Source organism: Thermobrachium celere DSM 8682, from assembly GCF_000430995.1.
Taxonomy (GTDB): domain Bacteria; phylum Bacillota; class Clostridia; order Clostridiales; family Caloramatoraceae; genus Thermobrachium; species Thermobrachium celere.
The window spans coordinates 630,459-657,267 of the sequence record NZ_HF952018.1; the positions used below are offsets into that span (position 1 = coordinate 630,459).

20 protein-coding genes are annotated in these 26,809 nt (G+C 31.9%); 15 read left to right on the forward strand and 5 right to left on the reverse strand.

The annotated features are described in order from the left end of the window. The first annotated feature begins 2 nt into the window (after nt 1-2). From TCEL_RS13160 to TCEL_RS03560, 5 genes are all read left to right on the forward strand, one after another. A complete protein-coding gene (locus TCEL_RS13160) occupies nt 3-1,865 on the forward strand; it encodes a WecB/TagA/CpsF family glycosyltransferase (RefSeq protein WP_018661189.1) in 1,863 nt (620 codons plus the stop codon). Further along, nucleotides 1,849-3,420, forward strand: a complete 1,572-nt coding sequence (gene murJ / locus TCEL_RS03545) for a murein biosynthesis integral membrane protein MurJ (protein WP_018661192.1) — start codon at nt 1,849-1,851, stop codon at nt 3,418-3,420. The genes TCEL_RS13160 and murJ overlap by 17 nt, the downstream gene beginning before the upstream one ends. 18 nt (nt 3,421-3,438) lie before the next feature. After that, nucleotides 3,439-4,827 carry a dipeptidase PepV gene (gene pepV, locus TCEL_RS03550; protein WP_018661194.1) on the forward strand — a complete coding sequence of 463 codons (1,389 nt, stop codon included), beginning with the start codon at nt 3,439-3,441 and terminating at the stop codon, nt 4,825-4,827. Nucleotides 4,828-4,919: 92 nt separating this feature from the next. Continuing rightward, on the forward strand, nt 4,920-5,864 hold the full coding sequence (locus TCEL_RS03555) for a phosphodiester glycosidase family protein (RefSeq protein ID WP_018661197.1): 945 nt from the start codon (nt 4,920-4,922) through the stop codon (nt 5,862-5,864). Nucleotides 5,865-5,876: 12 nt separating this feature from the next. After that, nucleotides 5,877-6,881 (forward strand): hypothetical protein, encoded by a 1,005-nt coding sequence (locus tag TCEL_RS03560; RefSeq protein WP_018661201.1) that lies wholly within the window; start codon nt 5,877-5,879, stop codon nt 6,879-6,881. A gap of 63 nt (nt 6,882-6,944) precedes the next feature. On the opposite strand, the gene TCEL_RS03565 is transcribed toward TCEL_RS03560, so the two are convergent. Further along, entirely contained in the window at nt 6,945-7,523 is a 579-nt protein-coding gene (locus TCEL_RS03565; protein ID WP_040683735.1) for a DUF4230 domain-containing protein, read from the reverse strand. A 346-nt stretch (nt 7,524-7,869) separates the two neighbouring features. On the opposite strand from TCEL_RS03565, the gene TCEL_RS03570 reads away from it, so the two are divergent. The 10 genes from TCEL_RS03570 to TCEL_RS03615 all read left to right on the forward strand — a co-directional run bounded on the left by TCEL_RS03570 (nt 7,870) and on the right by TCEL_RS03615 (nt 18,128). Beyond that, on the forward strand, nt 7,870-8,730 hold the full coding sequence (locus TCEL_RS03570) for an REP-associated tyrosine transposase (protein WP_018661205.1): 861 nt from the start codon (nt 7,870-7,872) through the stop codon (nt 8,728-8,730). A 786-nt stretch (nt 8,731-9,516) separates the two neighbouring features. Next, nucleotides 9,517-11,037, forward strand: a complete 1,521-nt coding sequence (gene hutH, locus TCEL_RS03575; protein WP_018661207.1) for a histidine ammonia-lyase — start codon at nt 9,517-9,519, stop codon at nt 11,035-11,037. An 11-nt stretch (nt 11,038-11,048) separates the two neighbouring features. Beyond that, entirely contained in the window at nt 11,049-12,695 is a 1,647-nt protein-coding gene (gene hutU, locus TCEL_RS03580; RefSeq protein WP_018661208.1) for a urocanate hydratase, read from the forward strand. Nucleotides 12,696-12,706: 11 nt separating this feature from the next. Then, nucleotides 12,707-13,603 carry a glutamate formimidoyltransferase gene (ftcD, locus tag TCEL_RS03585; protein WP_018661210.1) on the forward strand — a complete coding sequence of 299 codons (897 nt, stop codon included), beginning with the start codon at nt 12,707-12,709 and terminating at the stop codon, nt 13,601-13,603. Nucleotides 13,604-13,613: 10 nt separating this feature from the next. Beyond that, complete coding sequence (hutI, locus tag TCEL_RS03590; RefSeq protein ID WP_018661212.1) at nt 13,614-14,864, forward strand: imidazolonepropionase; 1,251 nt, start codon at nt 13,614-13,616, stop codon at nt 14,862-14,864. Nucleotides 14,865-14,875: 11 nt separating this feature from the next. Continuing rightward, nucleotides 14,876-15,514: a cyclodeaminase/cyclohydrolase family protein gene (locus TCEL_RS03595; protein ID WP_018661214.1), complete on the forward strand. Its 639-nt coding sequence runs from the start codon at nt 14,876-14,878 to the stop codon at nt 15,512-15,514. 176 nt (nt 15,515-15,690) lie between these two features. Beyond that, a complete protein-coding gene (locus tag TCEL_RS03600) occupies nt 15,691-16,350 on the forward strand; it encodes a helix-turn-helix domain-containing protein (protein ID WP_018661215.1) in 660 nt (219 codons plus the stop codon). 177 nt (nt 16,351-16,527) lie between these two features. Further along, nucleotides 16,528-16,788 carry a helix-turn-helix domain-containing protein gene (locus TCEL_RS03605; protein WP_018661217.1) on the forward strand — a complete coding sequence of 87 codons (261 nt, stop codon included), beginning with the start codon at nt 16,528-16,530 and terminating at the stop codon, nt 16,786-16,788. Next, nucleotides 16,782-17,681, forward strand: a complete 900-nt coding sequence (locus TCEL_RS03610; protein ID WP_018661219.1) for an IS3 family transposase — start codon at nt 16,782-16,784, stop codon at nt 17,679-17,681. Before TCEL_RS03605 ends, TCEL_RS03610 begins: the two co-directional genes overlap by 7 nt. 210 nt (nt 17,682-17,891) lie before the next feature. Continuing rightward, complete coding sequence (locus tag TCEL_RS03615) at nt 17,892-18,128, forward strand: hypothetical protein (RefSeq protein ID WP_018661221.1); 237 nt, start codon at nt 17,892-17,894, stop codon at nt 18,126-18,128. A gap of 526 nt (nt 18,129-18,654) precedes the next feature. Here TCEL_RS03615 and pdaA read toward each other — a convergent pair. Genes pdaA through TCEL_RS03635 form a run of 4 tightly spaced genes read right to left on the reverse strand, consistent with a single transcriptional unit; the run spans nt 18,655 to nt 26,704 of the window. Continuing rightward, a complete protein-coding gene (gene pdaA / locus TCEL_RS03620) occupies nt 18,655-19,623 on the reverse strand; it encodes a delta-lactam-biosynthetic de-N-acetylase (protein WP_018661223.1) in 969 nt (322 codons plus the stop codon). Continuing rightward, a complete protein-coding gene (locus TCEL_RS03625) occupies nt 19,620-20,678 on the reverse strand; it encodes a flavodoxin family protein (protein ID WP_018661224.1) in 1,059 nt (352 codons plus the stop codon). Before TCEL_RS03625 ends, pdaA begins: the two co-directional genes overlap by 4 nt. Then, nucleotides 20,671-21,873, reverse strand: coding sequence for a lactate/malate family dehydrogenase (locus TCEL_RS03630; RefSeq protein WP_018661226.1), 1,203 nt, complete (start codon nt 21,871-21,873; stop codon nt 20,671-20,673). Before TCEL_RS03630 ends, TCEL_RS03625 begins: the two co-directional genes overlap by 8 nt. A gap of 10 nt (nt 21,874-21,883) precedes the next feature. Further along, nucleotides 21,884-26,704, reverse strand: coding sequence for a nicotinate-nicotinamide nucleotide adenylyltransferase (locus TCEL_RS03635; protein WP_018661228.1), 4,821 nt, complete (start codon nt 26,702-26,704; stop codon nt 21,884-21,886). Nucleotides 26,705-26,809: the final 105 nt, after the last annotated feature.

Consider the following 26,809-nt stretch of genomic DNA (forward strand, 5'->3'; position numbering starts at 1 on the left):
TTATGAGGGTGCTTCATATTATAAGTGGTGGTGAAAAGGGAGGGTCAAAAGTTCATCTTTTGACCCTTTCATTAGAGTTTAAAAGAAGAGGTATAGATAGTACAATAGTTTGTTTTTTAGAAGGAGACTTATATAGAGAAGCTAAAGAATTAGGACTTGATATTGTTCTTATAAAACAGAATAAAAGGTTTGATTTGTCTGTAGTAGATAAAATTTGTGAATTATGTAAGGAGAAAAAGATTGACATAATAAATTGCCATGGTGGAAGAGCAAACTTTATAGGATATTTTTTAAAAAAGAGATATTCAGCATTATATGTAACAACCATACATAGTGATTATCTTCAGGATTATAGAGGAAATAAATATAAGACACTTGTGTATAGTAATATAAATAGGTATGTTTTAAAAATGTTTGATGGATATATTGCAGTTTCTAATAGTTTTAAAGATATGTTAATTGATAGGGGATTTGAAAGAGAAAAAATATATGTTGTGTATAATGGAATAGATTTTGACAAAAAATTAGACTTTGATAAGAATGAGATTTTGAATAAATATGGTATACATGGTTACGATGCATATATAACTATGATAGCAAGGATGCACCCAATAAAGGGCCATAGCATACTTCTTGAAGCAGCAAAGAAGGTTGTAGATAGAGGTTTTAATCCTCTTTTTATATTAGTAGGTGATGGGCCTATAATGGATGAGGTAAAAAATAAAGCATATGAATTAGGTCTAAGGAATAATATTTTATTCACAGGATTTAAGAAGCCCGATGAATATATTTATATATCTGATTTTACGCTTTTAACATCATATTCAGAGAGTTTTCCACTTGTAGTTTTAGAATCTGCAAAATATAATAAAACTGTGGTTGCTTCAAATGTTGGTGGTGTTAAGGAAATCATAATAGATAGAGAAAATGGGTTGTTATTTGAACCTGGAGATGTAGATGGGCTTTTTCATGACATAATATACTTAATTGAAAATAAGGATATTGCATATATTTTAGGACAAAGGCTTTATAAACATGCATCAAGTAAATTTTCAATAAAAAATATGGCAGAGCAATATTTAAGTGCATATGAAGAATTTTTAAATAAGGAGAGAGACTTGATGTATATTGAAAGGTACTTCGGAGTAGAGGTCTGTGCAATAGACATGGAAGAGGCTCTAAAAGAAGTAGATGAAATAATCAAGGATAAAAAACTAAGTTTTGTTGTTGCTATAAATCCAGAGAAAATAATGAAGGCTAAAGAGGATGAAGATTTAAGGAGTTTATTAAATAGTGCTAGACTTAAAATACCAGATGGAGTTGGTGTTTTAATTGCCTCAAGATTGAAGGGTGGAAAAATAAGAAAAAGGGTTACAGGAATTGACTTAATGCAAAATATATGTAAAAGAGCTGCAGAAAAAGGCTATAGAGTGTTTTTATTAGGTGCAAAGCCTGGTGTTGCAGAAAAGGCTGCAGAGATTTTAAAGGAAAGATATAAAGGGCTTGATATTGTTGGTGTAAGAGATGGATATTTTGAAAGTGAAGATGAGGTTATAGAATATATTAAATCAAAAACACCAGATGTGTTATTTGTTGCGATGGGAAGTCCAAAGCAAGAGTTATTTATTAAAAGGAATATGGAAAGATTAGGTGTACCACTTCTTATGGGAGTGGGTGGAAGTTATGATGTAATTTGTGGTAATATAAAGAGGGCTCCAAAATGGATGCAAAGTTTAGGATTAGAGTGGATGTACAGGCTTATTAAGGAGCCATGGAGATATAAAAGGATGATGGTGCTTCCAAAGTTTTTATTTGAAGTTATACTAAAGGAAAAGAAAGGAGAAGGCAATGACAAAGCAGAATAATGTAAAGAGGACTACGTTTTTTCTTATGATAATTTATTTTTTATCCAGAATACTTGGCTTTATAAGAGAGATGATTATAGCTAAGGTTTTTGGAAGAAATTCTGTAACTGATGCTTTTTTTGCTGCCTTTACTATTCCAGATGTGATGTACGATTTGCTTGTTGCAGGTGCTTTAAGCTCAGGATTTATGCCTGTATTTAATGAGCATCTTGCAAAGGAAGATGAAGAGGGAGCATGGAAGGCTGCAAATACTTTTATTACTGTTGCTCTTATTTTTATAGTAATATTTAATATTTTATACTATGCCTTAGCAAAATATCTAATTCCTCTTGTTGCAATTGGTAATGCAAAGGATCCTGCAACGTATGCATTAACAGTAAAGCTTACTCGTTTTATGACAATATCAGTTAGCTTTACTGTTTGTGCAGGGCTTACGATGGGAATTTTGAATTCATATAAAATATTTACAACTCCGGCATTAGGTCCTGTTTTATATAATGTAGGAATTATTATAGGAGCTATTTTATTAGGTGGAAAGTTTGGTATATATGGACTTGCAACTGGTGTTATACTTGGAGCCTTATTAAATTTTGGGGTTCAAGTTCCAAACTTTTTAAAGGTAGGAAAGAGATTTAGATTTGAATTAAATACTAAAAATGAAAGCTATAGAAGGATGCTTAGACTTATGGGGCCAGCACTTTTAGGGCTTGCAATACTTAGAATAAACCTAGTAGTAAATCAAAACATTGCATCTATATTAGACCAAGGAAGTATAACAGCCCTAAGATATGCGCAAAGAATAATGATGCTTCCTGTTGGAATATTTGGAGCTAGTGTTTCAACAGCAATTTTTCCAACACTAAATGCACACATTGCAAGAAAAGAGTTTGATGAGTATAAAGCTGTGATTTCTCAGGGACTAAGAACACTAATATTTATTACTATACCTGCGACAGTTGGACTTGTTGTGTTAAACAAGCCTATTGTTAGGCTTCTATTTAAAACAGGTAAATTTACAGAGCAGGACGTTTTAGTTACTGCCTTTGCACTTTCATTTTATGCATTAGGTATATTAGGGCAGTGTGCTGTTCCGGTTTTAACAAGATCTTTTTATTCACTTCAGGATACAAAAACACCTGTTAAGATTGGAGCATTAATTGTTGTATTCAATATAACTTTAAATCTACTATTTGTTAAATTTAGTGGCTTAGCAATAGGAGGAATTGCTCTAACAAGCTCCTTAGCTGCAATACTTCAGATGGTCCTTTTATACAGAATGCTTGGAAAGAAGGTAAATGGACTAAGAACAAGGGAAGTTATTGTTTCTCTAACTAAATCTATAGCTGCTTCAGTTGCAATGGGTGTAGTTGTGTTCCTATCAAGTTTAGTTGTTGAAAAGTTTATTGGAAGTGTATCAAAATTAGCACAGCTAATCAATGTAGGTATTTCAATTACACTTGGAGTTTTAGTTTATGGTTTAGCAGCATACCTCTTCAAAATGGAAGAGCTTCATGATGCTGTTAATATTATAAAGAAAAAAAGAAAAAGAGCTTAATTTAGGAGGTTGTGGGAAATGGAGATTTTAAACAAAAAGATTGATGAACTAAAGGAAGAAATAGTAAAGAGCACTCAGGAGATTTGTAGGATTAAGAGTGTTGAAGGAGAACCAAGGGAGGGGATGCCATTTGGTGAAGGAGTTGCTGAGGCTTTAGATTATGCGCTTAAGCTATCAGAAAGGTTAGGATTTAAGACAGCTAATTTAGACGGATATGTTGGATATGCTGAATATGGAGAAGGGGAAGATTATGTGGCTGTTTTAGGTCACCTAGATGTTGTGCCAGAGGGAGATGGATGGATTTACCCACCATATGCTGCAGAGATTCATGATGGAAAGATATATGCTAGAGGAACAATGGATGACAAGGGGCCAATTATTGCGGCATTATATGGTTTATATGCCATTAAAGAACTAGGGATAAAATTAAATAAAAGAGTTAGAATTATATTTGGTACAAATGAGGAGACAGGCTCTAAGGAGATTGGATACTATTTAAGTAAAGAAAAACCACCTGTATTAGGGTTTACACCAGATGCAGAGTTCCCATTAATATATGCTGAAAAGGGGCTTACTGTGTTTGATATAGTTAAGGATTTTAAAAGAAAGCCAAGCAATATTAAAGTGGAGTATATAAAAGGTGGAAATAGGCCAAATATGGTTCCAGATTACTGTGAGGCAAAGATTAAGGGAGATTTAGAATATATAAAAGATGTAGTATTAAAGCATGTTGAGGAAACAGGGCATAAGATTGAGTTTGTTGTAGAGGAAGATGCGATGATTATTAAATCCTATGGAGTTTCAGCCCATGGAAGTACACCAGAGCTTGGTAAAAATGCAGTAATGCAAATGATAAATCTTTTAGCAAAGATGAATATAGAAGATAGTGATGTAAAGGATTTCATAATATTCTTTGATGAGTACGTAGGATTTGAAACAGATGGAAGAAGCTTTGGAGTATACTTAGAGGATGAGCCATCAGGAAAGTTATCATTTAATGTTGGAACAATAGAATTAAATGAAGATGGAGTAAGAGTTGGATTAAACCTAAGATATCCAGTGACATTTAAACTAGATGATATGATGAATCCTTTTAATGAAAGGATAAAGGAAATTGGTATTAGAGTTGAAAACTTTGAACATCAGGCACCACTTTATTTCTCAAAGGAACATGAACTTATAAAGAAGCTTATGAAGGTATATGACGATTATGTTGGAAAGAGAAATGAGCCAATTGCGATAGGTGGAGGAACATACGCAAAGGAGATGCCTAATACAGTTGCATTTGGTCCACTATTCCCAGGACGTGAGGATGTTGTACATCAAGCAAATGAATATATTTCAATAGAGGATTTAATTGCTTGTGCAAAAATTTATGCAAATGCTATATATGAATTAGCAATATAAAAAAGTGCCACCCAGGTGAAATGTGACATTATCCATAAAATAAAATGGATAAGTATTTTTGCCTGGGTGGTATTTGAATGTGAGGTGATAAAATGAGGGTTCTTAAGGAAACTCTGTTTTTTACTCTGTTCCAAATAATATTTTGCCCAATTTTAGCAATTTATTTAGTCTTTTATGGTCCATTTACAAACATAAAGGAAACATTTGTTACTTCTGCAATGACTACATTAAGGCATCAGTATTTGGCTAAGTTGTTTTTGTCTGATGAGGAAATAGAAAAAATTTTAGAAAAAAATAGAGCAGGGATAGAAATAGAAAAGCAGCAGGATGGAGAAGTTGTAGTTTCAAAGAGGGATAATAATATTGAGTTTGTGATGATAGAAACAAAAAAGTTTAGAGGTTACCTATTGATAGTTGATAATCCAAGTAGGATTTCTGTTGGAACAACAGATGGATTAGGAGATAGGGGGATGACATTAAGTCAGATAGTTAAAAAATATGGTGCCGTGGCAGGTGTAAATGCTGGTGGATTTGCAGATAAGAATTTTACTGGTACAGGTGGACATCCAACGGGAATTGTTATAGAGAATGGAAATATATTATATAAGGATGATGGTAATAAATTTGGAATTGTTGGATTTGATGATAATGACGTTTTAATTGTAGGGACATATTCATTGAAGGAAATAAAAAAGAAAAAGATAAGGGATGCTATAAGTTTTGGTCCTCCACTTATTGTAAATGGTAAGCCAACAATAAAAAGAGGTGATGGGGGTTGGGGAATAGCACCAAGAACAGCAATAGGACAGAGAAAGGATGTAACAGTTCTTCTTCTTGTTATAGATGGTAGACAGAAGGATAGTATTGGTGCAACTTTAAAGGAAGTTCAAGATATTCTTTTAAGATATGGTGCATACAATGCATCTAATTTAGATGGTGGTTCGTCAACTACCATGTTTTATGATGGAAGGGTTGTAAACAAGCCTTCTGATATTTTAGGAGAGAGAGCAATTCCTACAGCTTTTATTGTGAAATAGGAGTGATGGCTTATGAGGTTTGTAAAAAAGATATTTATTTATGCTTTAATTGGAGTAGTTTTGACTGTGCTGCCTTTGTATTATGTGAATAATATTCTTTTGGCTGAGGCGTCGGCAGATGAAATAAAGGAAGTAGCTTTAACAAATATTAAGAGTGTTTTAAAGAAAAATGGGATAACTATTCCAAATGGGGCAGAGTTAATATCTCTTACCAATGATGAAAATGTAGTTGCATATCTATTAAATGGACAAGTTATATTAAAGGATATTAAATCTGATAGTGAGGTTGAAAGAATAGTAGAAGACAGTGATATTGTCTATTTTAAGCCCCTTTATGATAGAAATATTATATTGTATTTTATTTATAGCGATAATCAGATTAAGATAATGACGTATAATATAGATACAAAGGATAAAATGGAGCATAAATCATTTAGAGTTGACAATTTTGTTAGGGTGAAGGATATAAAATATTCAAGCTTAACAAATGTTATTTATGTTTTGGTTGAAACAGGTACAGAGAATGGTTCGTTAGACAAGGTGTATAGAATAGATATTATGAAAAATGTTAGTCTGTTTTTAAAGGATAAGAATGGAATAAAGGATATGGAGCTTCTAAATAAAGAGGACAGGCTTACTTATCAAGATTTTAATGGGGCTGTTTATGATAAGGGTAAAAGAGTCGTTTTGAAGGTTAATAAGACAAGATTTAAGGAGTTTGATATTTTAGGTATAGATGAACTGGATAATTTATATTTGTATGAGAAGGGTGAAAAATCAATTTTTGTATATAAAGATAAGGAATTTGTAGATGGAAAGTCTATACCAGATTTTGAATTTGATAGGATTATTAGTAAGAATAATAGGATTTATTTAGTCAAGGGCAAAAGGGTTTATGATGTAATTAATTTTAGAGAATTTACAATAGATGAAGCGGATGAAATAATTGATATATTGAATGGAAGAGTGCTTTATAAAAGAAATGGTATATATGAGTGCCACCCATGTGAAATGTGAAATTATCCATTAAATGTAAGTATTGTTTCCAAAAAATCGTTTAGGCATAAACCTAAACGATTTTTATTTTATTATGATATTTTTAAACCCCATATCCTTTAGCATGTTTCTTAAAAACAAATCAGCCTGTTTATTAACTTGATCTAATATTCCTTTTTCTAGGGCATCCTTTTCAATTTTCTTTTTTTCTTCTATTATTGCATTGTTATAATCTTCTATTTTTAGAGGATTTAATATGTTCATGCTTTGATCATATACTTCAATACTTTTTTCATCTATATATACATCAATTATTTTAGGCTCAGGTAGTGTTATTTCAACTTTGTCTTTATATACGTCAATTTTTACACCATTCATATCAATACCAGCTTTAACATATCCGTTATATTTAATTAAAAAGTGTTTTGATGTAAGGGGGAGGCTTACGTCACCAAACGTAAGGTTATTTTTGAAGCTTATGATACCTGTATAGTTGTATTGTACAAGTGAAATATCTTTAATTTGAACTATTTTTTCAAATATATTTGATGATGTATATAAGGGGACATTTGTTTTTATTTTTATGATAGATATATATCCTATTAATACTAGATTGGTTATTAGTAAAAACAATGTTATTTTTGTTGGTTTAAACTTAGACACAAGACCACCTTTAAAATTTATCTAATAAATAATATGCCTAAAGCTGTTGTTGATGAAACTGAAATAAGAAATTTTGAGTTAAAATATAGGGTGTTTTGTGTAGTGGGAATTAAAAATTGTAAGAGGGCGGATTTATGAAATGAAAATGTTAGTTGAATAGTTGAGGTGAAAAATTAAAAAGATTAATTGTAAGTTTGAGAAAATTAAATTTACAGCAGGATCATGCAATATATTAAAAGTTAATTTTCGTTTGGGTGATGATTGGAAAATTTCACATTTCACTTGGGTGGCACTTATATGTATATTTTTTCAAAATGTGGTAATAATTAAGATAGGAGGTGAAAAGGTGAGGGAACCAAGATATCATTTTGAAGGTGCAATATATCATGTTACTACTAGATGCAATAATAAAGAATATATTTTAGAAAATGATAATTATAAAAGATTTATAATAAAGCAGTTGAAGGACTATAATAAAAAGTTTGATTATGAACTTTTAGGATATGTAATTATGAACAATCATTATCATTTGTTGATAAGGACACATAAAGATTCTATTAGTACAATTATGTTTAATTTAAACAATGTAATTGCAAAGTTTTTGAATACTGCACTTGAAAGAACAGGTCATGCACTTGAAAAGAGGTTTCATTGTAATTTGATTGAGACAGACAGTCAACTATTTGCTACCTTAAGGTATATACACAGAAATCCTTTAAGGGCAAATATATGTGAGGATGTAGATAAATATTTATGGAGTAGCCATTGGTTTTATAAAAGAGGAATAAATTCATTTGTTAATATAGATTTTATTTTAGATATGTTAAGTAATGATAGAAAAAAGGCTATTAAGGTATACACAGAGCTTTTACAAGTAGATGGAGATGATAAATTATTTGTTAAAGAGTCTAGTATTTTTTCTAACTTACTTGGTATAGTAGAAAAGGAGTTGTACTATGATAAAAATATATATAACAAATTTGAAAAGCCTAATAGGGCATCTTTAGAAGAAATAAGAGGTAAGCTTAACATTTCTGACTGGGTACTAGAAGAAATAAGAAGAGGAAGTAAAAATCATGTTTTGACACAAATAAAGACAATATTTGTATTGGAGGCTTTAAAAGAGAAATATTCCCACGTAGAAATTGCGGAGTTTTTGAATATGGATAGGTCAAGTATAAGTAAAATAGCAAGAAAAAATAAATAGGTGCCACCCAAGTGAAATGTGAAATTATCCAAATTTTGTTTGGAAATTTTATGATGAAAGATTTGGTGATAAGTTTTTTAAAGTGATGAATAACAAAAATGTGATATTAATTCATAATAGAAAACATTGTTTAAAATAATAAATATATAATTTTAAAATATTTATATCAGATGATGTATTAAATGCTTTAAAAGAGAAATAATTATAATACAACGTTTAAAATTGTAGAGTAATTTAATAAAAATATTAAAGCTGTTATTTATTAAAAACAAAATAAATTTTTAAATTTAACCCCTTCAAACAAACACCTAAACCCAACTTCAGAAGTTTGTAATAATAAAAAAGCAAAGGCCCCTAATATTAAAGGGGACTTTTGCTTTTTTGTTTTTATTGTATTGTAATTAAAAATAATTTATTTAAAGAAATTATAGTGAAAATATATTATTTTTTTCTAGGAGATATTTTGTTTATTTTTTTAATTATTTCAGCAATATCTTTAAATCCTCCTAAAAGAATTATTTCTGATAAATTATATTGAAGGAAATTAATTTTATTTTTTGTTTTTTCATAACATAAGAATTTTTGATTAAAAAGAAAAATTAGAGTAGTTTGTTTGTTTTTTAAAAAGAAATTTAGAATTGTTTAAAAAAATAGCAGCAAAACATGGAAATTTTCACATTTCACTTGGGTGGCACTTTAGTGTGTTAAAAATATTCAGAAAATTTCAAGAACAATTTAATGCTATAATATTATTAGAAAATTTCGAACATTAAGGTGGTGGTGGGTTTGCATAAAATTATAATCGATGGGGAAAATCTAACGATTGAAGATGTTATTAAGGTTGCAAGATATGGATATAGGGTTGAGATTGCAGAGGAGGCCAAAAGAAGGGTTAAGGCTGCAAGAGAGGTTGTAGATAGGTTCGTTGATGAAGGAAAAGTTGTTTATGGAATTACAACAGGATTTGGGAAGTTTTCAGATGTTGTAATATCCAAAGATGAAACAAAGAAACTTCAAAGAAATTTAATTGTATCCCACGCCTGTGGAGTAGGAGAAGAGCTCCCACAGGAGGTTGTAAGGGCAATAATGCTTCTTCGTGCAAATGCATTATCAAAAGGTTATTCAGGTGTTAGGCTTGAAACTCTAGAAACCCTTGTTGAAATGTTAAATAAAGGTGTTCATCCTGTTATATATGAAAAAGGCTCCCTTGGTGCAAGTGGGGATTTAGCACCTTTATCACATATGGTTCTTGTTATGATAGGAGAAGGTGAGGCTTATTATAACGGTGAAAGATTGTCAGGCAAGGAAGCACTAGAGAGGGCAGGAATAAAGGAAATAGAACTTGTAGAGAAGGAAGGGCTTGCACTTATTAATGGAACTCAGGTTATGACAGCAATAGGAACACTTGCAGTATATGATGCATTAATGCTTTCAAAGGCGGCAGATATTGTTGCATCTTTAACAGTTGAAGCATTAAGAGGAATAACAGATGCATATTATTATAAAGTACATGCTGTTCGTCCACAAATAGGACAACAAAAATGTGCTCAGAATTTAAATAGGATTTTGGAAGAAAGCAGAGTTACAACTAGACAAGGTGAGCTTAGAGTACAGGATGCCTATACATTAAGATGTATTCCGCAGGTACATGGAGCAAGCAAAGATGCTATTGAATATGTAAAAAAGGTTGTTGAAATTGAAATAAATTCAGCAACTGATAATCCTCTAATTTTTGCGGATGAAAACAGGGTAATTTCTGGTGGAAATTTCCATGGACAACCTATGGCACTTGCAATGGACTTTTTAGGAATTGCGGTATCGGAGCTTGCTAATATATCAGAGAGAAGAATAGAAAGACTTGTAAATTATCAGTTAAATGATCTTCCAGCCTTTTTAACCAAAAGGGGAGGTCTAAATTCAGGTTTTATGATAGCACAATATACAGCAGCATCACTTGTTTCAGAAAACAAGGTGTTAGCACATCCAGCTTCAGTTGACTCAATACCATCTTCAGCAAATCAAGAGGACCACGTCAGCATGGGTACTACAGCAGCAAGGAAGGCTAGAAGTATTATATATAATGTAAGTAAAGTTTTAGCAATTGAATACCTAGCAGCGTGCCAAGCAATTGATTTGAGGGGAATGTATGAACTTGGCCGTGGTACTAAGGTTGGTTATGAACTTTTAAGAAATCATGTTCCAGTTTTAGATGAGGACAGAATTATGTATATTGACATAAATAAGGCATCAGCTCTTTTAGAGGAGCTTGTTATAAAAGTTGAAGAAAAAATAGGAGAATTAATGTAGGGGGGTAATTTATGAGAGAAATAAGAGCACCGAGAGGTAACAAGCTAAACTGCAAGGGTTGGCAGCAGGAGGCAGTATTAAGAATGCTTATGAACAACCTTGATCCTGAGGTTGCAGAAAAGCCAGAGGATTTAATTGTATATGGAGGAAGAGGAAAGGCAGCAAGAAACTGGGAATGCTTTGATGCAATTGTAAATTCTTTAAAGAATTTAGAGGATGATGAAACACTTCTTGTTCAATCAGGAAAGCCAGTTGGTATTTTTAAGAGTCACAAGTGGGCACCAAGAGTTTTAATTTCAAACTCAATGCTTGTTCCACATTGGGCAAACTGGGAATATTTCTGGGAATTAGAACAAAAGGGGCTTACAATGTATGGTCAAATGACTGCAGGTTCTTGGATATATATTGGAACTCAAGGAATACTTCAGGGAACATATGAAACTTTAGCTGCAGTTGCAGAAAAGCACTTTGGAGGAAGCTTAAAGGGAACAATTACATTAACTGCTGGTCTTGGAGGAATGGGTGGAGCTCAACCACTTGCAGTTACTATGAATGAAGGTGTTGCACTATGTATTGAAGTTGACAGAGACAGAATTGAAAAGAGAATAAATACTAAATATCTTGATGTATATTATGAAGATATAAATGAGGCATTAAATAGAGCAATTGAAGCAAAGGAAAAGGGAGAGGCTATCTCAATTGGTGTATTAGGAAATGCGTCAGATATTCTTCCAGAGCTTGTGAAAAAGGGATTTGTTCCAGATGTTTTAACAGACCAAACATCAGCCCACGATCCACTTAATGGATATGTTCCAGGTGGAATGAAATATGAAGAGGCACTTGAACTTAGAAAGAAGAATCCAAAGGAATATATAAGACTTGCAAAGAAGAGTATGGCTCGCCATGTTGAAGCAATGCTTGAGATGCAAAGACGTGGTGCTGTAACATTCGATTATGGTAATAATATAAGACAAATGGCCTACGATGAAGGTGTAAAGGATGCCTTCAACTTCCCAGGATTTGTTCCAGCATATATAAGACCTTTATTCTGTGAAGGTAAAGGACCATTTAGATGGGCAGCACTTTCAGGTGATCCAGAGGATATTTATAGAACTGATGAGCTTGTTTTAGAACTATTCCCAGAAAATAAACATCTTGCAAGATGGATTAAGATGGCAAGAGAAAGAGTTAAGTTCCAAGGACTACCATCAAGAATCTGTTGGTTAGGATATGGAGAAAGAGCAAAGTTTGGACTTGCATTAAATGAACTTGTAAGAAAGGGAGAGCTTAAGGCACCAATTGTTATAGGACGTGACCACTTAGACTGCGGTTCAGTTGCATCACCAAGACGCGAAACAGAAGCTATGAAGGATGGTTCAGATGCAATTGCTGACTGGCCAATATTAAACGCTCTAATTAATGCTGTAAATGGTGCAACATGGGTATCAGTTCACCATGGTGGTGGTGTAGGAATAGGATACTCAATCCATGCTGGTATGGTTGTTTGTGCTGATGGAAGCGAGGAGATGGATGTAAGGCTACAAAGAGTATTAACAAGCGACCCAGGTATGGGAATATTAAGACATGCTGATGCAGGATATGATGAGGCAATCGAGTTTGCAAAAGAAAAGGGCGTAAAGATACCAATGCTTAAATAGGAGGTTATAGGATGGCTAAAATAGTTGAGTGCGTTCCAAATTTTTCAGAGGGAAGAGATAAGGAGAAGATTGAAAAGATTGTAGATGAGGTAAGAAAAGTAAAGGGAGTAAAGCTTCTTGATTATTCTTCAGATGCAGACCACAATAGAACAGTTGTAACCTTTGTTGGGGATGTTGAGGGAGTTATAGAGGCAGCCTTTAATATGACGAAGAAGGCCTGTGAGCTTATTGATATGAGAACTCATACAGGTGGACATCCAAGAATGGGGGCAATGGATGTTATACCTTTTATACCAGTAAGAGAAGTTACTATGGGGGATTGTATAGAGATAGCAAGGGCTGTTGGAAAAAGAATTGGAGAAGAGTTAAATGTTCCTGTTTATTTATATGAAGAGGCAGCAACAAGGCCAGAGAGAAAGAACTTGGCAGATGTGAGAAAGGGGCAGTACGAAGGATTTTTTGAAAAGATTAAAAATCCAGATTGGGCACCAGACTTTGGGCCAAGTGAGATGAATGAAAAGAGCGGATGTACTGCGGTTGGTGCAAGAGTTCCACTTGTTGCATTTAATGTAAATCTAAATACACCAAATATAGATATTGCAGATAAAATTGCAAAGACAGTAAGATTTATAGGTGGAGGATTAAGGTTTGTAAAGGCAATGGGAGTAAAGCTTGAGGATAGAAATATTACTCAAGTATCAATGAACCTTGTAAACTATGAAAAGACAGCAATTTATAGAGCCTTTGAAATGGTTAAAATGGAGGCGAGAAGGTACGGAGTAGAAGTTGTTGGAAGTGAGATTGTTGGGCTTGTTCCAATGAAGGCACTTGTTGATTCTTTAGAGTACTACCTACAATTAGAGAACTTTAGTATTGATCAGGTTTTAGAGCATAGGATTGCTGAATAGGGGTGGTACTTTGGATAGAATTTTACTCAAAAATGGGAGGATTGTAACTGTAAAATCAAAAGGTCCAAAATTTGGCGAGGAAATGGCGGACCTAAGTGTTATTGAGAGAGGTTATGTGGTTGTTGAGAACGGTATTATATTGGATGTTGGTAGCGGGGAAGGATTAGATTATGTAGATGAAGGAACAGAAGTTATTGATTTAGAGGGAAGGACAGTACTTCCTGGGCTTGTTGACAGCCATACACACCTTGTACACTATGGTTCAAGGGAGAATGAGTTAAAATTAAAGCTTGAAGGGGCAAGCTATTTGGATATATTAAAACAAGGCGGGGGAATTTTAAGTACGGTTAGAGCAACAAGGTCGGCAAGCTATGAAAATCTTTATAAAAAAGCATTAAAGAGTCTTGATTTGATGCTTCTTTGGGGAACAACAACCGTAGAGGCCAAGTCAGGATACGGATTGAATTTTGAAGATGAAGTAAAGTGTCTAAAGGTTGCAAAGGAGATAGAGCATCCAATTGATATAGTAAGTACTTATCTTGGAGCACATGCAATACCTGAAGAATATAAGGGGAATGTGGATGGATATATAGATTTTATGATTGAAAAGGTTATGCCCTATGTAAAAAAAGAGGGACTTGCTGAATATGTGGATGCTTTTTGTGAAGAGGGGTTTTTTGATATAGAACAAACAAGAAGGGTTTTAAAGGCAGCTAAAGAATTAGGATTTCAAGTAAAATTACATGCAGATGAAATTGAACCTATGGGTGGTGCACAGCTTGCAGCAGAGCTTGGAGCAGTTTCTGCAGAACATTTAGTAGCTGTATCAGATGAAGGGATAGATGCAATGAAGGAGGCAGGAGTTATACCTATCCTGCTTCCTGGAACTTCCTTTTATTTGAGGCTCAAAAGATATGCACCAGCAAGGGAAATGATAAGAAGAGGGCTTGCAGTAACTGTTGCATCAGATTATAACCCAGGTACATGTCCAACAGAGTCACTGCAGAGTATAATGGTATTTGCATCTTTAGGAATGGGACTTACACCACAGGAGGTAATTTCGGCGATTACAATAAATGCAGCTTATGCAATAGGACGTGGAAGTGAGGTTGGAAGTATAGAAAAGGGCAAGAAGGCAGATTTGGTTGTTATGAATGCCCTAAATGAGAACTACATCATTTACCATTTTGGAATAAATCATGTTGATATGGTAATAAAAAATGGTAAAATAGTAGTTAGAGATGGTAGACTAATTTACTAAGGGGGATTGTTATGAAGACTTATCAAAATACAATAGAAAATTTTTTAACCGACCTTGCTTCCAGTTCTCCTGCTCCAGGTGGGGGTGCAGTAGCAGCACTATCTGGTGCGCTTGCTGCAAGTTTGTCATCAATGGTAATTAATTTAACAGTAAATAAAAAGAAGTTTATGGAATATAGTGATGACATAAAGGAAAAGTTTAATCAGTATTTAGGAAAGTGTGAAGAGCTAAGAAGAGAGTTTTTAGAATATATTGATAAGGATATTGAGGCGTTTAATCTTGTTATGCAGGCCTATAAGATGCCAAAGGATACAGATGAGCAAAAGGCTGAGAGGAATAAGGCTATACAAAACGCTTTAATTGAAGCTTATAAGGTTCCATATTCAGTTGCAGAAAGTGCGTATAATATGTTTGATATTGTGGATTTTATAGCGGAATATGGAAATCAAAATGCCATAACTGATGCAGGGGTTGCAGCAATACAAATACTTGCGGCAATTGAAGCAGCCGTTTTAAATGTGAGAATAAACCTTGGTGGCATAAATGATGTGGATTTGGTAAGTGATGTTGATATGAATTGTAAGAGGCTTTTAATTGAGGCAGGGTATAAGAAGGAAGAGGTGCTTAAAAAAGTTTACAGAAAAATATAAGTGCCACCCAAGTGAAATGTGACATTATCCTAGAAATGGAAAATGTTTTTTTAAAAGTATCTACCTACTAGAAGTGTGTAGGCTTTTAAAGGTAGATACTTTTTTTGATATGCTCCCTTTATGGTAGACAGATTAAAAATGTAAAACCTGTTTACCATAGAGAGGAGTATATTTTTATGAGAAAGAAAGGCGTATACGATTTTGATATAAAACTTAAAAGTGTTGAAGAATATTTAAATAATATTAAGACAGCAAAACAAATATGTCGTGAGATTGGTGTAAATAAGAAAGTATTTTTAAATTGGGTAAGGAAATATAAAGTAGAAGGAGCAAAAGGGTTAATAATTAAAGATTCTAATAAAAAATATTCAGCAGAATTAAAAATAAAGGCTGTTGAAGATTATTTCAATAGCACTCTATCTCAATTTGAGATATGTTCAAAATATAATATTTCTTCTTATGGTGTTTTACAGAGTTGGATTAAGAAGTATAATGGTCATAAGGGGATTAAGCTCTCTAAAAAAAGGACAGGGGGAAAAACTATTATGACCAAAAAAACTACTATTTCTTTTGAGCAAAAAGTAGATATAGTTAGATATTGTGTTGAGCATAACCATAATTATAAAGAAACAGCTAAAAAATACAATGTATCATATCAACAAGTTCGTAGATGGCTTGAAAAGTATGAAAAAGGTGGAGTTGAAGCCTTACAAGATAAAAGAGGTAAGAGAAAGTCAATTAATGAAATGTCTGAAATAGAAAAATTAAAAGCAGAAAAGAAGCTATTAGAAGCTCAAAATCGCAGATTACAATTGGAGAATGAANTCTCAATTTGAGATATGTTCAAAATATAATATTTCTTCTTATGGTGTTTTACAGAGTTGGATTAAGAAGTATAATGGTCATAAGGGGATTAAGCTACTCTAAAAAAAGGACAGGGGGAAAAACTATTATGACCAAAAAAACTAACTATTTCTTTTGTAGCAAAAAGTAAGATATAGTTAGATATTGTGTTGAGCATAACCATAATTATAAAGAAACAGCTAAAAAATAACAATGTATCATATCAACAAGTTCGTAGATGGCTTGAAAAGTATGAAAAAGGTGGAGTTGAAGCCTTACAAGATAAAAGAGGTAAGAGAAAGTCAATTAATGAAATGTCTGAAATAGAAAAATTAAAAGCAGAAAAGAAGCTATTAGAAGCTCAAAATCGCAGATTACAATTGGAGAATGAATTCTTAAAAAAATTGCGAGAATTAGAAAGGGGATGGTAAATCATAGCGTTAGCTATGAAAACATTTATATTGTAATAAAAATGTTTAATGAGGAAGGTAAAGCTTCCATAAGTGAGCTTTGTGAAATTGCAGGAATACATCGTAGTAGCTATTATAAATGGTTAAAAACGAGAAAGAGTAAAAGAGAAATTGAAAATGAAAATTTAATTGAATTAATAAAAGAAGCTTATGAAGAACGTGATGGAATACTTGGCTACCGCCAAATAACTATTAAAATTAGAAGAGAACATAATTTAAAAGTAAATCATAAACGCATTTACAGATTGATGAAATTAATGGGTTTACAGTCAGTATGTCGCAGAAAAAGATATCGTTATATTAAATCTACTCCTGACATTACTGCTGAAAACATACTAAACAGAAACTTTAGAGCACAGAATACGTGTGAGAAATGGCTAACAGATGTTACTGAGCTTAGATATGGTAATGGTAAAAAGGCTTATCTTAGTGCAATATTAGATTTAGGAGACAGAAGTATAGTTTCATATGTTATTGGACACTCAAATAACAATGCACTTGTTTTTGAAACTTTTGATGTTGCAATCAAATTAAATCCAGGTGCAAAACCTCTAGTTCATAGTGACAGAGGTTTTCAATATACGAGCAAAGCATTCAGAGAAAAGCTAGATAAGGTTGGAATGAAACAAAGCATGTCGCGAGTTGGTTGCTGTTTAGATAATGCTCCAATGGAAGGTTTTTGGGGTATACTTAAGGCTGAAATGTATTACTTACGTAAATTTGAAACATTTGAGGAATTAAAAATAGCTATTAAAGATTATATCGAATATTACAATAACAAAAGATACCAAAGAAGATTAAACTGCATGTCTCCGTTAGAATATAGAAAATACCTATCCAATATAAATACATAAAAAGTGTCAATCAAACGATTGACACTTTGAAGAAGATTTACATTTTTCAACTGTCTACTTGACAGGGTGCAGTTAATTTTACTTTTTAAAGATATATATGGGAAATTTCACATTTCACCTGGGTGGCACTTTGGTGGAATATTTTTTTTAGAGAGGTAATATATTGTATTGTAGTCCAAAAGAAATAAAAATGGTGTTGGGGGGATTAGGATGTTTTATTGTACAAGCTGCAAAAGAATAGTTAAGGATGGAGGAGTTTGTGAGTTTTGTGCAAGTCAACAGTTGAAGGAGCTTAAATTAGATACTCCTGTAAATGTAGTTGGAACAAAATTAAAGGGAAGAGTATTAAAGGTTTCAGACGATAAGGTTAGGCTATTAATTAGGGATGATTCAAATAATAGATTTATTAAGGAATATAGCTATAAAGAGCTTAAAAAGATATTATAATTTAATTTAATATAGGGATTTTGAGTGCCATGAATGGTTGTTTTGTATAAGCATGTGATTTAAATAATACACAGCTTATGCATTTAATAAAACTCTTCATGGCACCTTTTATGTTTATTCCAATAAAAATTAAATACTGTCTAAAAAAATTAACAGACTGAGTACGAATTTTGGTAAAGCTGAAATTAATAACTTTGATATATTTTAAGGTAAATGTCTTGTTTATTAAAGTTTTGTGTATGTAGTATTATTCTCTCTATATAAAATATATGAAAAAGTAAAACAACAAATATTAGAGGAAAATTAAATGTGACCTTTAGGTTTATGGAATATATAAAAAGTGTCAATCGGATGATTGACACTTTTTGAGGGATTTGAATTATACAAATATTTGTTTGATAGCTTGGATTAAACTTATTTTTTGTGTTGGGGTTATCAAGACTTTAAACAAAAATAAGTTGATGGTAGAAAATTATTAATTTAATTGGAACAAAAATGGAAAATGTCACATTTCACTTGGGTGGCACTATGGGAGGGCAGTTAGGGGTTTGAATTCGTAGCCCATCTCTTGAAGTTTATCAATTATTGTTGGGAGAGCTTCTGTATTGCTCTTTGATACTGCATGTAGCAGCATTATTTCACCATTATGGCATCTATCTAGAACTCTTTGTATTGTTGTTTCAACTGGAGGTTGCTCATTAACAAGCCAATCCTTATGTGCAAAGCTCCAAAAGATTGTCTTATATCCTAGCTTTTGTGTATAGTATAGTGATAGTTCACTGTATTTTCCCATTGGTGGTCTGAAAAATTTTGGCATATCCTGTCCTGTTACTTCTTTAAAGGCAATCTCAGTATCTTCAAATTCTTTTTTGAATTTCTCAAAGTCCAAAGCTTTCTGTGGCATAGATGGATGTGTTGAGCTGTGATTTGCTACTATATGCCCTTCTTCTACCATTCTTTTTATTAACTCCTTGTTTTGTAGTATATACGGCCTTGTTACAAAGAATGCTGCTTTTACGTTTTTCTCCTTTAGAATATCAAGTATCTTACTAGTATATCCATTTTCATATCCCTCATCAAATGTTAAATATATTTCCTTTTTAGATGTGTCTCCTAAATAATAGGCATCATATTTTTTAAATAGTTCAACTATCTCCTTTGGCATGTATTGTGGTTTATGATCCTTTATAGGTGGAGGGCCGAAGTCAATTTCCTTGTTACTTAAGTTTGGTGCATTTACATTTATGTCATCTTTGGTTTGTTCGTTTGATGGTTCTTCATTATCTGTTACTGTTTCTTTGGTTTCATCTGTGCTTTGATTATCTTCTTTAGGCGTGTTTTCATTATCCTTTGGTTTATTATCTGTCTGGTTCTGATTATTTATATTTTCATTTGATGTTGTATTATTGGGTAGGTTGTTGTTAATTGACTGTCTATGAATACATGATGAAAAGATCAGCAGTAATACTAATATTACTGGAAGTATTTTCTTCATTCTGTTGCCTCCTTTAATATGTTACTAAGTATATTTTGTGCAAATTTCTGTGCTTTATCTTCAATGTTTTCAACTTTTTTAATTTCACCCATATCATTTGCTATTTCCATTATAGCAAAATAGGGAGGCAGTATAAAACCTTTGTTTACATTTAGTGCACCGATAAGCTGTTTTGCAACAGAATCACTTCCAGAATTTCCAGACACAATAACAGAAAAGAGCATTTTATCGTAAAATGGATTTCTTCTATATAGGGCAGTTATTCTATTTATTAATGCACTTAAATTTGCAGAAATTGCATCATTATAGTTTGGACAAATAAATACAACAGCATCAGCATCTTCAATGGCAGGAAATATTTCTTTAACAATTAATCCTCCATAAAAACAACTTTTTTGTTTTGAAAAGTATATGCAAGTTTTAAATGGACATCCAATGCAATCCTGTATTGTACCATTTTCTACGTGGTGTTCTGATATAGATAGTTTACTTAGGTGTTTTTTAATCATATACCACAATGTTAGGGTGTTTGATGTATCTCTATGGCTGGCATGCAGTACAGAAACTTTTGGTTTATCTTTTTTTATCATTTTAAAGTTGAAAAATCTATCAGATAGTCTACCACATAATGTATAACATATTTCTTCAAGGGGCATATCAAGGGTTTTCTGCCATGTTTTGAAGTTTAAAAATCCTTCAATTGCTTCAACAACAGGGTGGCCTAAAAAGGTACATCCTAAACTGTTGCATATAAATATAATTTGTTGAGAAAAGCTCTTTGTGTATAGTTGAGAAGAGCTTCTAATCAATATGCATGCAATAGATCCCATTAATGCATCTTTTCCTTGTAAATAGATTTTATTTAGTACTTCAAGTATATATGGACAAACCCCAATGTTATTTAGTTCAACAGCAAATACTATTTTTTTGTTCTGAAGATTTTTATGCCTTTGAGGGTTGTATTCCTCAAAGGCATTATCCTTCATAAAGGATTTTATCATGTTGTTTAATATTTCAGATTTATTCAATGAGGAGATAAGTATTGTATCACACATTAAATTCTACCAGCCTTTCATAGCTATTTTTAATTCTTTCAAATAGCTTGCTATCTAAATCTCTATAGCTTTCAATTTGCACTCCGTTCTTAGTTATTCTATTTTTTATTCCTAAGAAGGTTCCACCTAAAGAAACGGTACTATAATGCCATTCACCCTTAAGGCATGCATGTATTGAAAGGGCTCCAGATGAAAGGGCAGGAGCTATATATGGTTTAAATCCAGTTTTCCTAACTTCAATATTTGCATTCTTAGTTTGTTCAGTTAAATTTAAAGAGAGTTCATGGTTATATTTTTTTATGCTATCTGCTATAACAAGCTCACTGCCGTGGGGTCCAAAGGCCCTTCCTTCATCACCAAAATATTCAATACCTAATTTTTCTGCAAAGTATTTAGCCCTTGCATACATAACACCAAGTCCAAAACCTTTTATATTGTCAGCTGGAAAAGTATATTCTTTATTAAGTTCAACGAGAGCTTTTTTACATAGGTGGTCAACAGGGTCAGATACAATAAAGAAATATCCATTATAGTTCACTTTTTTTGCAGCTTCAACATACCTTTCTATTATTTCAGCATTTCCTTTATATTGAACAATCCTTACATCAATATCTTTTATTGATATGTCTGGAACTTGTCTTGTTATGCAGAATATAAATACGTCACAGTCAAATACTTCTTCGTATCCTATTGGTTTTACTTTAGGTAATTCAATATTATTAGGGTAGTTTATTTGGTTTAATTCGTATTCCCATCTTTTTACTTTATTTTCATCAAGATCAAAAATTCCAATTTCAGATATAATGTCATATCCTAAAAGTTTAAGTCCAATTGCAAGAGTTCCACCAACATCGCCAAGTCCAGCAATATTAACTTTGTATTTGTTTTTTATAGGACTTTGTTTGTACATATATTGCCAATCTGAAAATGTAGTGTTTATTGAAGATAGTTTTTCTTCATTAATTAATTTTCCTAAAAAACTTGAGTCTTCTTTGTATAAAATGTAATTTATGTCTTCATCATCATTTATTTGTGTAATTGAGTTTATTATCTGTTTAAATTTTGTTTTATGTTTATCGCCTTTTTTAAGGAGATAAACGTGTTCAGCATTATATAATTCTTCTTTTGATGCAGTCTCAAAGTTAAAGCTATGATTAGATATGAAAATGTCCCCGTTATATTTATATATATTCATTATATTCCTCCTACTTTAGTATTGGTTCTAGTTTTTCAAGTTGCTCAAGGTCATTTTTAAGATATACAGAAGGGGAAAGTGTTAGGTCATAGTACATAAACTTTCCATGGTCTGGATATCTAGGATAAACTAATGCATCTCCAATGTTTTGTAGCGTTAAGCTTCTTTCATTTATTGTTTCATACTCAGATTCTATTGCTTCAAGAAGCAGTTTAGCATTTTGTATACATACCTTTGATAGGTTATATATATCCTTTGTTGAAGCACCTTTTAAGAAGGTTGGAACGGCGTAGGGAAGAATTAAATTAACTGAAGGTATTAAATTTCTTTGAGGATTTTTTCCTCTAAAGAGTGTATCCCCGCCAATAAAGGGGTAGAGGGCATCTTCATAAAACCATGCTCTAAGCTTTGGGATAAAGTATGCACTGTCCACCTCTCTATTTTGTATGTCCATTATTTCTTTACCTTGGCCAGATAATATTCCCACTATAATTTTATGAACGTTTACCTTTTCATTTTTTAGTATAGGATCAATTGCCTTTATTCTATATCCCTTATGAAGTATGTCGTCTACTAATATTATTGGCCTATCAAAGCAGGCTATAGTTTTAACTTGAAGTTCAAGGCTTAAATAGTTTGGATATGGACCAATTTTAAATGTTTTAAGGTTAGGGTTAAAAAGCTTTTCGGTATGTAGAGCCTTTGTAACAGTATTTGGAATTATATTTCTTTTCAATATATTTCCATAGGGTACACACATCAATGGCCCCAATGTTCTAGGTGTAAGCTGTGTGGTTGGAACTCCATTTTCATTGCAAATCTTTTGAACAAGCTTTTTATATATTACGTCCCTTTCAAAGATCAAAACTAGATGCCCAGGATACAGCTTTGTAAGTGCGTCCTTTAGGTTTTCGCGTGTTTTATTAATTGCAAGTTTAACACTCTTTGTATTTCTGTAGGGCTCCTTTATTATTGTTTCAATATCAAGAAGTAGTGTAATTGGGTAGTTCATATTAACTGCATAGCATTTTGTAAGTATATCTTCAGATTTAACTTGAATAAATCCATTTGAGAGCAATAGCTTTTCTATATTGAAGTTTTCTCTTATGTCTATAGTGTTTTTGTATATAGCATAGTCGTAGTCCTTCTTTATGCAGAAGGATAGGGTTTCGGTTAAAATAAGTTGAGGAAGTGCATCAATTGTAGAATTTTTATCTACATAAATTCCATCAATGCATATAATTCTACCTACAGCATTTTCTCTTAGAAAGTTTGAAATCATAGTATCGTTTAGTTCAATATAAAAGGAGTTTGAACGTAACCAATGGAATGTACTAAATCCTATAATATTATCGTTTGTCTTATCAATTGCTATAAGTATTCTTGCTGATGGCTTTGAAAACAGCTTCATTATTTTTTCTTTAACTACATAGAAATTGAGTTTAAGTAATTTTGATAGTTTTTCAACAACAGCTTCTTTGTATTCCTCAATAACTTCAAAGTCAATAGGAGAGGTTGTAAGTACAGATTTATATTGAGGTTCTCTTCTGTAAAATCCATTTTCATATATATATTTTTGAACAAGTGGATCCACTAAATTGGATATATCTCTATTTTCATCTATACTTTCTCTTATTTGGGTTGAACTTATATCTTCATACTGTGGAGGAAGGTTTAATTTAATTATTTTTCCTTCTATATTATTTAAAGCCTCTTCAAATTTTTCTTGGCTATATTCATTTATACTTCTTCTTTCAAATATTATGTGATTTAAGGTATGAATAGAGTCAGCTGTTTTTTCCTTTTTATAGGCAGATGCATTAATTATAACGTCGCTTCCAACAACTATATAAACTTCATATTTTGAGAAGATGTCCTTAAGTTTTCTAATATCCTTAGGGTTTGAAATGTTTATAGGTTGTGTTTCTGGGAATATATATACGTTTCTTTCATCAGCTACAGAAAGGCTAGCAATGGTTCTTCTTATATAATTTGGCAAAGCCTTCTTAGACCAAGAAAATTCATCTATTGCAAGATATACTTCAAATCCTAAATCCCTTATCGCTCTTGCAATTTCCTTATGGCCTAAAGAGAATGGGTCAAAGGTTCCAGGCATGAATGCAATTTTATTTGGTATATCAAGTTTTATTTTTGAAATAGTGTTTTGTTCTGCTATAAATCTATAAATATGGTTTAGGGCAGCCGAATTTACAAGAAATAATAGTTCGTCCTCTTCAAATTGTCCAACTATTGTTAAAAACTTTTTTGCTATCAAATTAAATATTTCTGTTTTATCCTCTAGAGAAAGTTCCTTTGATCCAAATACAAATCTGCCTAAGCAGTTTAATGCAAACTGCCTTATCTGGTTGTTGTAGTTTATAAGTCCACTTAAAATTATTGAAATAAGCTTGTTTATTATCTTTTTATATTCTTCTTCCTTTTGAACCCCTGTTTTGTAAATGTTAATGTTTGAAAGGGCAACAGAGGAAGTTTTAAGTATTAATGATGATATTCTTGGGTTTGATGTTTTAATTTTTTCATATGAGTCATCTAAAAATTCATTAAGTTCAACGGTAGGTAGATATAGTATTATTCTTCCAAGGTAGTTTGGAATATATTTTGTAAACCTATATCCTTCCATTTCAAGGGCGCGAACAAGTTCGACTGCTATTTCATTTCTTTGATCCATTGGAAGATACTTTATTATGTTTAGAATTGATTCGCCAGCTTTATTTCTAACAGCCTCTACTGCACTAACCTTTAAAAGATTACAGAAGTGTAGAGCTGTTTGAAGCCCTCTCTCCTTTATGTTTTTTAATGCATAGTCAAGAAGTATGTCTATTTGTATCTTTTTAGTTATCCAACTTGTTGCTGTTTTAAGGTTGCTAAGGAATATATCTGTAATGTTATCTAGGTTATTAAGGTAATATCTTAGATAGTCGTTTATTACCATTTTGTCTAGGTTGATTTTTTCGGCTATACAAAGTTTAAGATAGTTTTCAGGTGCAGTTGAATTATATTTTATTTCTTTAGAGAATATATCTTTTATTTTATCTACTACATTATTTGAAGGAGTCTTCTTTTTAAGTTGAAAATAGAGAGTATCAAGTGCCATAATTCTAATGTTGTGTCTATCTGAGGATAGTCTTTTTAATATAAATTCGAAAAATACATCGTCTCCTTCATCAAGTGGAATGTATTTTGCAGCATCTAAAAGGTATATTTCCATTTCCTTTGATAGATTTTGTTTATTGTAGAATTCAACCAGTACATCCTTATACTTTAGTTGTTCATTTTCGTTTAGTTTATTAAAAATAGATTTAATAAAAATAGCAAGGCTATATCCAATCCATTCCTTAAGTGTATCTATTAATTTATGATCTGGTGAAAGCATAATGGATATGTACTTCTTAAATAGTGCTATTGAACTTATTTCAGGCTCTTCTATCTTTGCGTTTTCAGGAAGTTCCTTTCTATAGTCTTCATCAAAGGATGCAATTAATAGTCCAAGTATTTCAGCAGCTTGTCTTCTTATATCCTCTTCATTATGTACAAGTTGTTCATAAAGGAAGGATAGTGTTATTATCTTTTGCTTTTGAGTAAGGTATGTTGAATATTCTTCAATTATATCAAGGTATGCACGCAGAGATTGAGAGTCTTGAACATTCCTTGCATTTTCAAGTATTTCATTAAGTGAAAATTCACTTCTAAGTTTATGCATTAACCTTATATTGTGACTGATTGATTGATATTTTATATTTTCAATAACCTCATCTCCAAACATAAGGGCGTAACATTTTTCTTTTGAAGGTTCTGTTACTGTTCTTTCTAAATCAACGTTAATACCTAAGTCTACCAGATAGTTTTCAAAGTCCTTTAATTTTGAATAAACTTTCTTGTATCTTAATATTTTCTTTTCATCAACATTGTCAAGCTTATTTAGAATTACATCAAAGGATTCATCTAGATTATATATATACATTTCATCTTTACCATTTATTTTTTTGTTTTTTACTCTAAAGTCACTGTAGATAAGTATTAATGATTCAATAGATAGATTTTCAAGCTCAAGATCCCATGTAGAATGGTTTATGGCTATATTTCTTATGTAATTTATGTTATGTTTTTTAAACCAAACATCTGTGTAGTAATAGTGAAGATATGGTACTCTTTTAAGTTCAATTCCCTTACATCCAAATTTTCCTATGTCATGTCCTGCAGCAGCACCAGAAATTCTTCCTAAATCTATTGGAATATTTTTGCTCTTAACTTGTCTTGCTATATATAAGGACAAATAGTGAACGCCACATACATGATCTAGAGTGTTATATCCTATTATTTCTTGATTAAGTTTCATCATTTCATATATATAGTCTTCATTAAAGGCTTTAATAAAGGTTCTATATTCACTAGGGTCCTCAAGGGTGCTTTCTTCTTCAGGAGTTAGGAAGAATAAAGGATATCTGCTTTGAAAGCTACCGTCATTTGAGAGTTTTTGGAATTTTGAAAAAACTTTAAGTAGTATAAGATAGGTTTCAAATATTGCAAAGTCCTCTTCGTAAAGAGGTAAAGTTACAGCTTCGCTAAAGGATTTAGAAAGGGCATATTGATATACAGCAAATAAGAAATCATCATCTCTTTTATAGAAGCTTTTTATTATTTCTTCAAGGCATTTATAACACCTTAAACAGCTATAATCTCTTTGAACTGCTGCCTCACTTAGTTTGTTTTTAAAATCTTGGTGATTTAACATATCTATTAGACTTCTATATATATGTGAAGATGTTATTATTTTTGACTTAAGTATAAGTTCTAAAAATTCTCCAAACATAGCATCCTCCTAAATTTTTGAGTATATATTTTAATATTACAAAAAATAAGCATAAATAGTCAAATTAATTATCTTAATATGGAAAGATTTATAAGATTGTGTAAT